Origin of the sequence: Streptomyces boncukensis (assembly GCF_011045075.1) — a bacterium.
Classification (GTDB): Bacteria; Actinomycetota; Actinomycetes; order Streptomycetales; family Streptomycetaceae; genus Streptomyces; species Streptomyces boncukensis.
In genome coordinates, this window is sequence record NZ_JAAKZZ010000207.1 from 1 (window position 1) to 12,071 (window position 12,071).

Here is a 12,071-nt window from a genome sequence, read left to right on the forward strand (position 1 = left end):
GCCCCGCCCAGCTCCCCGCCACCGTCGCCGACTTCACCGGCCGCACCTCCTTCGTGGCCGAACTCAGCCAACAGCTGGCGGAGGCGGACGGCACGGTGATGGCGGTCTCGGCGGTGGCCGGCATCGGCGGCGTCGGCAAGACGACGCTGGCCATCCATGTGGCCCACAGCGCGGCCCCCAGTTTCCCCGACGGCCAGCTCTACGTGGACCTCCAGGGGGCGGGGACAGCCCCCGCCGACCCGGAAGCCGTCCTGGGCTCCTTCCTACGCGCACTCGGTGCCCCCGACTCCGCGATCCCGGAAGGAGTGGACGACCGCTCCGCGCTCTTCCGCTCCCTCCTGGCGGGTCGCCGCATCCTGACCCTGCTGGACAACGCGCGGGACGCGGCGCAGGTCCGCCCTCTCCTGCCGGGCACCGCGGGGTGCGCGGCCCTGGTGACGAGCCGCGCCCGCATGGTCGACCTGGCTGGCGCCCACCTCGTCGACCTGGACGTGATGAGCCCGGACGAGGCCATGGCCCTGTTCACCCGCATCGTCGGCGACGAACGCGTCAGCGCGGAGCGCGAGGCGGCCATGGACGTCGTAGCCGCCTGCGGATTCCTGCCCCTGGCGATCCGCATCGCCGCGTCCCGCCTGGCCTCCCGCCGCACCTGGACGGTCTCCGTTCTCGCGTCGAAGCTCGCCGACGAACGCCGACGCCTGGACGAGCTCCAGGCCGGCGACCTCGCCGTGAAGGCCACCTTCGAACTCGGCTATGGCCAGCTGGATCCGGAGCAGGCCCGCGCCTTCCGCCTCCTGGGCCTCGCCGAAGGCCCGGACATCTCACTCCACGCCGCGACGGCCCTGCTGGACCGCACCGAGGAGGCCACGGAGGACCTGCTGGAGTCCCTGGTGGACACCTCCCTCCTGGAATCCGCCGCACCCGGCCGCTACCGCTTCCACGACCTAGTGCGCCTCTTCGCCCGCGCCAGCGCCGAACGCGACGAACAGCCCCCGAACGAACGCGAGGCGGCTCTGTCCCGGCTGCTGGACTTCTACCTGGCAACAGCGCGGAATGTCTACGCGCTGGAGCGACCCGGTGAACGTCTGGTCGACTACCTGGTGGCAACCGAGCATCAAGGACTCAGTTTCTCCAGCGAGAGCGCCGCCAACGACTGGCTCTTCGCCGAGGCCGCGTGCTTCCTGGCCGCATCCCAGAACCTGGGGACGGGCAGCAATCTCCGCCGCTCCATCGACCTGCTGATGGCGACGAGTGCTCTGGCCGAGTCGGGGATCAATTTGCGTCAGTACGAGCATGCCGCCCAGGCTCTGAAGGACATCGCGCACGAGGCTGACGACGCGCATGCCGAGGCCCGCGCCTGTTCCGTCCTGACCGCGCTCTACCTCACGAGCGGAGACTTCGGGCTGGCCGATGAGGAGGCACGCATGGCGGGTGTCCTGGGCGCCGCCGCAAACGACCCCATCTCCTCGTCGTACGCCGTGAACGATCGCGGGATCGTGGCCAACTACCAAGGCCGCCACGCGGACGCGGAGGAGTATGTCACCCGCGCCCTGCACAAGTTCCGCGAGTCGCAGAACGAACCCTGCGAGGCGAGCGCCCTGTGCAACCTCTCCCGAGCACACATCGGAACGGGCCGCACCACCACGGCGGTGGAACTGGCCGAGCAGGCCGTTGTCATCTATCGGCGGCAGGACGTGTCCATGCGCCTCGCCAACGGTCTCTACACCCTCGGTCTCGCACTCACCGCCGCTGGGCGGACGGACCACGCGTACGCGAAGCTCACTGAGGCGCTCGGCATCTTCCAGCACTGCAAACTGCGGCTGTGGGAAGGGATGACCCATTTCCGCCTGGCGGAGCTACAGCTCTCCTCCCGCAACGCCCCCTTGGCCGCAAGCCATGCCGAGCAGGCTCTCCACCTGCTTCGCGGGATCGGCGGAAGGTGGCGGCACGCCAACGTGCTGACTGTTCTGGGCAGTGCACTGTCCCAGTTGGGGCAATCCCGCCGCTCGCACACGTGCTGGAACGAAGCGCTGCAGGTCTTCGAGGAGCTCGGCTCCCCCGAGGCGGAAACCGTACGGGAACTCCTCACTCCGGCCTCCGCCGCGTAACAGGCGTAACAGGTCAGCACGCCTCGGAACCGTCGCCAAGGAATCGTTCATCGTTCGTTTATCAGGGCTCGCCATCCTCGAAGACGTCGATCCGGCGCGTCGGGGGGCAGGCGGGTCGACAGGGGGATGACCGTCGCCGGACATGGTGACGGCTGTGAGCCGCCCGTCCGGCAACCCCGGGGGAGCTGCTGGACGGGCGGGCTCGTCCCGTCTAGGAATGCCCCGCATTCAAGGAGAAGCCACCATGGCAACGCACGAGAAGAAGACCAAGACCAAGAAGGATGGCGCCAGCACCAAGGAGCGGCACCAGACCAGCGAGCCCGAAAAGGGCACTGAGGAGTCTGAGTACAGCACCGAGGAGCGGCACCAGACCATCAACCCCACGGGCTGACCACCATATCCGGGGGGGGACGCCGGCCGCTGCCGACGGCGGAGAGGGGGAGCCGTCGGCAGCGGCCCATCCGCGCCAGGTCACTGCGAGAATAGGCCCGACACCTGTGCTGTACACCTGCGGACCGGAACCAGCTATTCGCCGACCATTCTCTGCCGTTCGTACACGCCTGTACTTACCAGGCAGTATCGCGCCGTAGAGTGGGATCATGCCGCCGCATGCGCTCGTTCAGGAGGAGCTTTCATGCCCAACTCGAAGCGGATCATCGCTACCTGCGCGCTCGTCCTCGGCGTCGTGGGCGGCATGGCAAGCCCCGCGCTGGCGGAAACACACGGAACCGTGCTTCTCGAGAAACGACACAGCACAGTCACCGCGGATCAGAGTCAGAACAGCATCACACTGGGCCTCACCGAGCGGCACCAAAGCTGACCCATCACCCACCCCGGTGACGGTGAGAATCACGGCGGTTCTGCCGAGGTATGGAGGACTCCGCTTCCCTTCGGGGCACTCCACGGCTCCGCACGTGCTCCGGTCGACGGACCCGTTCCTATTCGGTCTCCAAGAGCTCAGCCACCTCTGCTGCCTCGCGCGAGCCCTGCCGCTCGAAGATCTCCAGCGCCTCCCGCCAGCACTCGCGAGCGCGCTCCGGAGCGCCCAGGGAGTGCTGTGCGCGCCCCAAGGTGGTGAGGGTCCTGGCACGCATCCACTCACCGCCCACCGCGCGCATGGCCAGTGACTGTTCCGCGTGGCGAGCGGCCTCGTCGGGGCGGTTTGCCGCCAGCAAGGTCTCCGCCTTGCGGGAGAGTATGGCCCCCTCCCACAGGGTCTGCCGCGCCTCGCGGAAGAGGGCGAGCGCGAGGTCGAACTCTTCCAGGGCCTCGGCCGTGCGGTCGGCCTGAGCCAGGGCCTGCGCCAGGATGTTGCGCGCGTTGGCGACCCGCATCCCGTGCCCCAGTTCCTGGTAGATGTGAAGGCCCTGCCGAGACAGCTCGATTGCGCTCTCCGTCCGCCCCAGCGATACGCATATGTGGGCCATCATGCACAGGGCACTGGCCTCACTCGGCCGGTTGTGGTCCGCGCGGAATGCGGCCAGGGCCAGCCGGTGATACTCCTCGGCAGCGTCGTAACTCCCCCGCACGTTCGCAATGATGGACAGGTTGTGCAGTGCGTAGGACCGGGAAAGGACGTCGCCGCTCTCGTCGGCGAGCGGCAAGGACGCCCGTGCCTCCTCCTCTGCCGGATCGAAGCGTCCCGCCACGAAGTGGACATGGGCCAGCATGATCAGGGCACGGGCCTCCGCCGACGCGTCCCCCGCGGATCGCGCGGCATCCCGCACGGCATACCCTGCCTGCTCGAACTGCGGCGAATGCACGCCCGAGTCGCCGAGGTCCTTCGCGGCGAAGAGCAGATCCGCCGCCTGGCGGACCGTACCCGGTGCCGATGCCTGGCGCACCGTCGCCAGCAGGCAGTTCGCCTCCTCGAACAGCCACGAGAGCGCGGCATCCCGGTCGTCGAACGCGAGACCCGCATGCTCGCCGCCGCCGAGGTGATCGATGGTCCGCTCGCCGGGCCGCTCTCTGGCGAAACCGGCACGGGCCGTCGCCAGATAGAAGCCGAGGAGGCGCGCGAAGGCCGCCTCCGGCTCTCCGGCGGCCTCGTCACGACCCGCCCGGTCCCGTGCGAAGAGCCGGACGAGGTCGTGGAACCGGTAGCGGCCCGGCGACACCGTCTCCACCAGGGAGACGTCCACCAGGGATTCGAGTATGTCCTCCGCCGTCCGCGGAGCACGGTCCAGAAGGGCGGACGCGGCGCTCAACGAGATGTCGGGGCCGTCGACAACGCCCAGGAGGCGGAAGGCGCGGGCCTGCTCCGCGCCGAGATGGCCGTAGCCCAGCTCGAAGGCGGCAGCCACCCGCTGGTCACCGACTCTCAGTTCCTCCAGACGGCACTGCTCGTCGGCGAGTTTGGCCGCGAGAACAGCGACGGACCACCGTGGACGGGCAGTGAGCCGTGAAGCCGCGATACGGATGGCGAGCGGCAGGTATCCGCACGCCGCCACCACGTCCGTTGCGGCGGACCGCTCCTCCGCGACGCGCGCCTCCCCTGCGATGCGCACAAAGAGTGCCAGACCTTCCCCGGGCTCCATCACCTCCACCTCGGTCTGGTGGGCACCGGCCAGATCGACCAGTCGGGCCCGACTGGTGATCACGGCGGTACAACTCTCCGTTCCCGGCAAGAGAGGGCGTATCTGGGCGGCGTCGCGCGCGTTGTCGAGCAGAACCAGAGTGCGGGAGTCCGCTAGCTGCGAGCGGTAGAGCGCCGCCCGTTCCTCCAAACCATCCGGAACCACCGCCTCATCGACGCCCAGAGAGCGCAGAAAGGCCCCCAGCACCGTCTCCGGCTCCGCGGCGGCCGTCGCGTCCGCACCGTGCAGGTCCACGTAGAGCTGTCCGTCCGGGTAGCGCTCCCGTACCGCATGAGCGACGTGCACCGCGAGCGTCGTCTTGCCCACCCCGCCGGCCCCGGCCACCGCGATCGTCGGGGTGCGCGCTGTCAGTTGGCCCCGCAGCTCGGCGACGAGCGCCTCGCGGCCGGTGAAGTCCACGGCCGTCATCGGAAGTTGCGCCGGGCGCACACGCGATGCCGCGACGGTGACATGGGCCGTCTCGATGCGTGCAGTGTTCACGTGTGCGGTCTCCAGGCGTACGGTCTGCGCACCGACGTGCTCCCCGCTCGACGGTTCCGTGGCTGTCCGCCCGGAACGGCGCGGCTCGCTCACGGCCTCCCCGGCCTCCTCCGCGCGCAGCACCCGCTGCTGGATGGCGGCCAGCCCCGCGCTCGGGTCCACCCCCAGCTCCTCCGCCAGGCTCCGCCGTATCTCCTGGTAGTGGGACAGCGCATCCGCGCGGCGGCCGCTGCGGGTGGAGGGCCAGGATGTACTGCCCCGCCAGCCGCTCGTCCAGCGGATGCTCGGCGGTCCGCGCCGCGAGCGGGGACAGCAGCTCCGCGTGCCGGCCCAGCCGCAGCCGTACGTCCGTCAGGTCCAGCTCCGCCGCGTGCCGCTCCGCGGCCAGGGACTCGCGCACCCCGTTGATCCAGGGGGTGTCGAGGCCCGCGCACGCCTCGCCGCCCCGCCACAGGTCCAGGGCCTCGCCGATCAGGGCGGCGGCGCGCTCGTCGTCCGCGGTGCGGGCGCGGGCCAGGAGGTCGCGGAAGCGGTGCAGGTCCACCGTCTCCGGCGGTGCGGCCAGCACATAGCCGCCGTGCCGGCGGACGAGCGGCGTGGTGCCGCCCGGCGGGGTGAGGACGGCGCGCAGCCGCGAGAGGTACGAGTGCAGGGTGCCCCGCGCCCGCTGCGGCGGCCGCTCGCCCCACACCCGCTCGACCAGCTGGTCGAGCGTGACCAGCCGGCCCGCGTCCACCAGCAGCGCCGCCAGGACGGCACACTGCCGAGGATGCCCGACCGCGACCGCTCCGCGGCCGGGGACGCACACCTCGATATCGCCTAACAGCCGGAACTCCGCCCCCATCGCACCCCTCCCGCCTCCTGCCTAGCAGCGCATTCAAGAAGGCCACAAGACGGCTGCAGGCCGTACCGCGCACAGTGGGTCCGTCGCCCCGCGCGGTACCCGGACAGGCCGCGCGGGACGGCTCCACAGCGAGGCACGGCTGCGCGGGGCGGGACGGAGGCGGTCACGTGGGGAGGATGACCCTTGAGGTCTACCGGATCGACCCCGTCACCGGTGCGCGGCGCACGCTGCGGTCCTGGGCGTGCTCCGGCTCGTACCGGCCGGCGCTCTCCGCCCTGGCGAGCAGATGGCCCCCGTGCGCGTGTCCTCGCTGCCGGCCGGAAGAGGGAGGGTGCACCGCCGTACGGGACAGGACGTACGCCGGTGTGCCGGGCGACGGCGCGAAGTAGGGCGCGCCGTGCTCCCCCGTACCCCCCTTCCGGCCGGGCGCGGGGCCGGCCGCCATGCCGGGTCGGCCCCGTGTGAGGGGGGCAGCGGGGGCCTCTGTACAGCGCGTACAGGGGCCCCCGCACGAAGGGGCGGCAGCGGCGTCACAGCTAGCCGAGGTCTGCGGCGTTCCAGTGCTCGGGGCGCATGCGGAAGGTGACGCCCGCTGAGACGTCCGACGCCGCCACGTAGCCGTCCACCTTCTCGGGCGGCAGGTAGCGCGCGGTCATCTCGCGCAGCTCCGCCTCCGTCATGGGCGCGGAGGACACCACCGGGCCCTCCACGGACACATAGCGGATCGACGGAGCGACGCGCTCCGCGAGCAGCGAGAAGCGCCCTGCCCGCTCCAGCAGCGCGGCCTTGCGGGAGTCGCGCCCCGTGAGCACCCACACCTCACCGCCCGGCTCGTACTGGTACCAGATCGGCACCACCAGCGGACCGCGGCCCGCGCCCGCGTCCACGGCGAAGGATCCGATGTGCGGTTCCGCGAGGAACGCCTCCCGCTCCTGCCTGCTCAACGCCATGTCACTCAGACTCCCGTCAGACGCCGCCGACCGTTGCACCGTGCTCACCGATCATGTCTCATCGCCCCTGGCGAACCAAGGACCGGGCGGGGGTATTCCGCCGGCGCTGAGGGCGTTGCACAGAAGCAGTGTGTTCCGCGTATCGTCCCCGCATGGAGACCGCCGAGTTCATCGAAACGGTACGCCGGGAGGGCGAGGCGCTGCTCCGAGCGGCGCAGCGCGCGGGCTGGGACGCCCCGGTGCCGACCTGCCCGGACTGGCATGTACGCGATCTCGTCATACACACCGGACAGGTGCACCGCTGGGCCACCGGTTACCTGACGCAACGGCTGTCGGAGCGGGTCCCCCTGGGCACGGACGCGCCCGAGAACGACGGGCTGGCGACCTGGTTCCGCACGGGGCACGGAAAGCTGGTGGACGCCCTCCGCGCGGCACCGCACGACCTGGAGTGCTGGACGTTCCTTCCCGGGAGCCCGGCTCCGCGCGCCTTCTGGTCCCGCCGCCAGGCGCACGAGACGACGGTGCACCGGATGGACGCCGAGGCGGCGCTCGGCACGGCGGGCACGACCCCCTCGGCGGAGTTCGCACGGGACGGCGTGGACGAGCTGCTGGTGGGCTTCCACGGCCGCCGGCGCAGCCGGCTCCGCTCCGAGAAGCCCCGCACGCTCCTCGTCGAGGCGACGGGGGAGGGTCTCGCCGCGGACGGCTCGGCGGAGCGGCCGCGCGCCTGGCTGCTGCGGCTGTCCGCGGATCCGGCGCAGGCGGAGCGGCTGCCGCACGCCGGCGGGGCGACGGCGGACTGCACCCTGCGCGGCCCGGCCACGGCGCTGTACACGGCGCTGTGGAACCGCGGGCCGTACGAGCCGCTGGAGGTGACCGGCGATGCGGCGCTGCTCGACCTGTGGCACCGTACGGGAAAGGTGTGACGCCACGGTGTGACCGGACCGTGTGACCGGACGGGCGGGAATGGGGCGGCACCCGCATGGTGTTGCCCCGGGGCCACGGCACCCGCCCTGGCAACGGCACACCGCACCACCCTCGGAGGGCTCAGCGATGAAAGCAGTACGCATCCACGCGAACGGCTCCCGGGACGCCGAAGGGCTGACCCTGGAGGAGGCCCCCTATCCGCACGCCTCGGAGAACGACGTGATCGTGCGGGTACGGGCGGCCGCGTTCACCCCCGGCGAGCTGTCGTGGCCGGGCACCTGGGCGGACCGCGCGGGGCGGGCCCGTACGACCGTCACGCCGGGCCACGAGGTCTCGGGCGAGGTCGCCGAACTCGGCTTGGGCACCACGGGGCTGACCGTGGGACAGCGCGTCGTCGGGCTCACCGACTGGACGCGGGACGGGACGCTCGCCGAGTACGTGGCAGTGGAGGCGCGGAACCTCGCCCCGCTGCCCGCCTCCGTGCCGCACACCCGGGCCGTGGCGCTGCCTCTCGCCGGGCTGACCGCGTGGCAGGCGCTGCACGACCACGCGGCCGTACGGCCGGGCCAGTCGGTGCTGGTGCACGGCGCCGCCGGGGCGGTCGGTTCGCTGGCCGTCCAGCTCGCGCGGGAGGCGGGCGCGCGGGTCGTGGGGACGGGGCGGGAGCGGGACCGCGACGCCGTCCTGGAGGCGGGCGCCGAGCAGTTCGTCGCCCTGGCGGACGGCGAGCGGTTCGAGGAGGCCGCCGGCCGGGTGGACGTCGTCCTGGACGTCATCGGCGGTGAGATCCTGGAGCGCTCGGCCGCCGTGGTGCGGCCGGGCGGCACCCTGGTGACCGTCGCCGAGCCGCCGAAGGCGCGGCCCGCCGACGGCCGCGCGGTGTTCTTCGTCGTCGAGCCGAACCGGGAGCAGCTGGCCGGGCTGGTCGAGCGGGTGCGGGACGGGCGGCTGGTTCCGCCGGTGGGCCCGGTGCGCGAACTGGCGGACACCCGGGACGCCTTCCTGGCCAAGAAGGGCACCCCGGGGAAGACCGTCATCCAGGTGGCCTGAAGTTCGCCGGGTCGCCGATTCGCCGGGTCGCCGGGTCGCCGGTGCGCCGGTGCGCCGGTGCGCCGGTGCGCCGAAGGGCCGGGGCGGCTCATCCGGCCGGCTCCGCGGACCCGGCCGACTCGCCGCGACAGCGGTTCCGCAACCTCCCCTTGAGCACCTTCCCGCTCGCGTTCCGCGGCAGCCGGGCGACGAACTCGACCTCCCTCGGCACCTTGTAGTTCGCCATTTCGCGCCGGGACCAGGCGATCAGATCGTCCGCCGTGACCGTCGCCCCGGCGTGCCGCACGGCGAACGCCTTGCCCGCCTCGCCCAGCCGGGGGTGCGGTACGCCCACGACCGCCACGTCGGCGATGTCCGGGTGGCCGAGCAGCAGTTGCTCGATCTCGGCGGGATAGGCGTTGAACCCGCCGACGACGTACATGTCCTTGATCCGGTCGGTGATCCGCAGATTGCCGTCCGGGTCCAGGACGCCCACGTCGCCGGTGCGCAGCCAGCCGTCCGGGGTGAGGACCCGCGCCGTCTCCCGCGGCTCCTCGAAGTAGCCGCGCATCACGTGGTAGCCGCGCACCAGCACCTCGCCCGGCTCGCCGGGCGGCAGCGCCGCCCCGCCGGGCCCGACGACCCGCACCTCGGTGCCGGGGATCGCGCGCCCTGACGTGCCCGCGACGACCTCGGCGGGGTCGCCCCTGCGGCACATGGTGACCGTGCCCGAAGCCTCCGTCAGGCCGTACGCGGTCAGCACGGTGCCCACCTTCAGCTCGGCGCGCAGCCGCTCGACCAGGGCGAGCGGGACGACCGCCGCGCCCGTGACGACCAGCCGGAGGGCCGAGAGGTCGTACTGGCGGCGTGCCGGATGGTCGAGGAGCGACTGGTGCAGGGTGGGCGGCCCCGGCAGCACGCTCACCCGTTCCGCCGCGATCCGCGCCAGGACGGCGTCCGCGTGGAAGACCGGGTGCGGGAGCATCGTGGCGCCGCGCAGCAGACAGGCGATGATGCCCGCCTTGTAGCCGAAGGTGTGGAAGAACGGGTTGACGATCAGATAGCGGTCTCCTGCCTCCAGTCCCGCCAGCTCGCTCCAGGTCGCGTACACCCGCAGGGTCTGCCCGTGGGTGATGACCGCCCCCTTGGGGTGGCCGGTCGTGCCGGACGTGAAGGTGATGTCGGACGGGTCGTCCGGGGCTGCGCGCGCGGCGCGCTCGCGCACCCGGCGGGAGGGCACGGCGTCGCCCGCCGCGAGGAACTCCCGCCAGGTGCGAAAGGTCTCCGGCGCGTCGTCGGAGAGCACCACCGCGTCCCGCAGCAGCGGCAGCCCCGGCAGCGGTCCGGAGCCCGGCCCCTCGCCCGCCGCGCGGCGCAGCGCGGCGACGTACGAGGTGCCCAGGAAGGTACCGGTGACGAACAGCAGCCGCGCGCGGGTGCGTTCCAGCACGTAGGCCGCCTCCGCGCCCTTGAAGCGGGTGTTGACCGGGACGAGCACCGCACCGGCCGTCACGGCGCCCAGTGCGGCGACGATCCAGTCGGGGGTGTTCGGCGCCCAGACGGCGACGCGGTCGCCCGGTTCGACCCCGGCCGCCATGCAGGCCGCCGCGGCCCGCTCGACGCGGGCGCCGAGTGCGGCGTACGTCAGGCGCGTACGCCCGTCGGCGACCGCCTCCCGCTCCGCGTAGCGCGTCGCCGCCGTCCGCACGAGTGCGGGGATGGTGTCCGGTTCCGGGCCGCTCGCCGGGCCGTTCATGGCGCCTCCAGTCGGACAGCCGATAGCTGACACACCGTCAGATTAGCTGTAGCCTCCTGCGCTGTCAGCACTCGCGACCGGAGGTGGCAGTGGACATCAAAGACGCCACGGCGATCGTCGGCATAGGCCGGACCCGCTTCGCCAAACAGCTCCCCGAGTCCGAGAAGGCGCTCGCCTGCCGCGCCGTCCTCGCCGCTCTCGACGACGCGGGGATCGCGCCGGCCGAGGTCGACGCGTTCGCCTCGTACACGATGGAGGAGACGGACGAGGTCGAGCTCGCCAAGTCCATCGGGGCAGGGGACGCGACCTTCTTCTCCCGCGTCGGCTACGGGGGCGGCGGCTCCTGCGCGACGGTGGGCCATCTGGCCGCCGCCATCGCGGCCGGACAGGCGAGCGTCGGCGTCGCCTGGCGGTCCCGCAAGCGCGGCTCCGGGGCCCGCCCCTGGAAGAACACCACGGCCCAGCTCCCGACCCCCGCACAGTGGACGCGCCCCTTCGGCCTGCTGCGCCCGGCCGACGAGATCGCCATGCTGGCGCGCCGCTACATGCACGAGTACGGCGCGACCCGCGACCACTTCTTCAACGTGGCCCTGGCGTGCCGCAACCGCGCCAACCAGAATCCGGCCGCCATGATGTACGAGCGGCCGCTGACCCGTGAGATGTACATGACATCCCGCTGGATCAGCGAACCGCTGTGCCTGTTCGACAACTGCCTGGAGACCGACGGGGCACTCGCCTGCGTCGTCGTCTCCGCGGCCCGCGCACGCGACTGCCGCCGCAGGCCCGTCTATGTGCACGCGGCGGCCCAGAGCCTCCCCGCCCAGCACCACGGCATGGTCAACTACTGGAACGACGACCCGCTGACCGGCCCGTCCTGGACGGCAGCCCAGCACCTCTGGAAGAACGCCGACCTGTGTCCACAGGATGTGGACGTCGCCCAGATCTACGACGCGTTCACCCCGCTCATCCCGCTCTCCCTGGAGGGCTTCGGCTTCTGCGCCCGCGGGGAGGGCGCCGCGTTCACCGAGGGCGGCGCCCTGGAGATCGGCGGCCGCCTCCCGGTCAACACCTCGGGCGGCGGCCTCAGCGAGGCGTACGTCCACGGCTTCAACCTGATCACCGAGGGCGTCAGACAGCTGCGCGGCACCTCGACGTCCCAGCTCCCGGCGGCGCGGACCTGCCTGGTCACGGCCGGAGAGGGAGTCCCCACATCGGCCCTGCTGCTGAGGAGCTGATCCCCTTGGACCCGACAGAACCGACCGCCCCCGAGGGCACGGCGGCCACTGCGGCTTCCGGCCTCCTGCCACCCGTCCAGGACGACGACGGGGCTCCCTTCTGGGCGTACGCCGCACAGCACGAGCTGCGTGTCCAGCACTGCGC

10 protein-coding genes and 2 pseudogenes are annotated in these 12,071 nt (G+C 72.3%); 6 read left to right on the forward strand and 6 right to left on the reverse strand.

The genetic code is table 11. From position 1 onward, the window contains the following. The 3 genes from G5C65_RS19790 to G5C65_RS19800 all read left to right on the forward strand — a co-directional run. A partial coding sequence (locus G5C65_RS19790; RefSeq protein WP_165300215.1) for an ATP-binding protein occupies positions 1–2,108 on the forward strand: 2,108 nt, incomplete at its 5' end. Between the two features lie 244 nt (positions 2,109–2,352). Beyond that, positions 2,353–2,499 carry a hypothetical protein gene (locus G5C65_RS19795; protein WP_165300216.1) on the forward strand — a complete coding sequence of 49 codons (147 nt, stop codon included), beginning with the start codon at positions 2,353–2,355 and terminating at the stop codon, positions 2,497–2,499. A 243-nt stretch (positions 2,500–2,742) separates the two neighbouring features. Then, positions 2,743–2,928 (forward strand): hypothetical protein, encoded by a 186-nt coding sequence (locus tag G5C65_RS19800; RefSeq protein ID WP_165300217.1) that lies wholly within the window; start codon positions 2,743–2,745, stop codon positions 2,926–2,928. Between the two features lie 118 nt (positions 2,929–3,046). On the opposite strand, the gene G5C65_RS19805 is transcribed toward G5C65_RS19800, so the two are convergent. The 5 genes and pseudogenes from G5C65_RS19805 to G5C65_RS19820 all read right to left on the reverse strand — a co-directional run bounded on the left by G5C65_RS19805 (position 3,047) and on the right by G5C65_RS19820 (position 6,979). Further along, the gene (locus G5C65_RS19805) at positions 3,047–5,278 is read right to left on the reverse strand and encodes an ATP-binding protein (protein WP_338146537.1); all 2,232 of its coding nucleotides are present in this window, start codon (positions 5,276–5,278) and stop codon (positions 3,047–3,049) included. 36 nt (positions 5,279–5,314) lie between these two features. Further along, a pseudogene (locus tag G5C65_RS40775) lies at positions 5,315–5,467 on the reverse strand (BTAD domain-containing putative transcriptional regulator); the annotation flags it as partial. Between the two features lie 13 nt (positions 5,468–5,480). Beyond that, positions 5,481–6,029: pseudogene (locus tag G5C65_RS40780) on the reverse strand (AfsR/SARP family transcriptional regulator); the annotation flags it as partial. A gap of 190 nt (positions 6,030–6,219) precedes the next feature. After that, positions 6,220–6,474: a hypothetical protein gene (locus G5C65_RS19815; protein ID WP_165300220.1), complete on the reverse strand. Its 255-nt coding sequence runs from the start codon at positions 6,472–6,474 to the stop codon at positions 6,220–6,222. Positions 6,475–6,565: 91 nt separating this feature from the next. Further along, on the reverse strand, positions 6,566–6,979 hold the full coding sequence (locus tag G5C65_RS19820) for a pyridoxamine 5'-phosphate oxidase family protein (RefSeq protein ID WP_165300221.1): 414 nt from the start codon (positions 6,977–6,979) through the stop codon (positions 6,566–6,568). A 152-nt stretch (positions 6,980–7,131) separates the two neighbouring features. On the opposite strand from G5C65_RS19820, the gene G5C65_RS19825 reads away from it, so the two are divergent. Both G5C65_RS19825 and G5C65_RS19830 read left to right on the forward strand, forming a co-directional pair. After that, complete coding sequence (locus G5C65_RS19825; RefSeq protein ID WP_165300222.1) at positions 7,132–7,905, forward strand: maleylpyruvate isomerase family mycothiol-dependent enzyme; 774 nt, start codon at positions 7,132–7,134, stop codon at positions 7,903–7,905. A gap of 127 nt (positions 7,906–8,032) precedes the next feature. Beyond that, on the forward strand, positions 8,033–8,956 hold the full coding sequence (locus G5C65_RS19830) for an NADP-dependent oxidoreductase (RefSeq protein WP_165300223.1): 924 nt from the start codon (positions 8,033–8,035) through the stop codon (positions 8,954–8,956). Positions 8,957–9,044: 88 nt separating this feature from the next. Here the strand turns inward: G5C65_RS19830 and G5C65_RS19835 are convergent, their stop codons facing one another. Next, positions 9,045–10,691, reverse strand: coding sequence for a FadD3 family acyl-CoA ligase (locus tag G5C65_RS19835; protein ID WP_165300224.1), 1,647 nt, complete (start codon positions 10,689–10,691; stop codon positions 9,045–9,047). Between the two features lie 83 nt (positions 10,692–10,774). Between G5C65_RS19835 and G5C65_RS19840 the strand changes: the two genes are divergently transcribed. After that, positions 10,775–11,926: a thiolase C-terminal domain-containing protein gene (locus G5C65_RS19840; protein WP_165300225.1), complete on the forward strand. Its 1,152-nt coding sequence runs from the start codon at positions 10,775–10,777 to the stop codon at positions 11,924–11,926. Positions 11,927–12,071 lie beyond the last annotated feature (145 nt).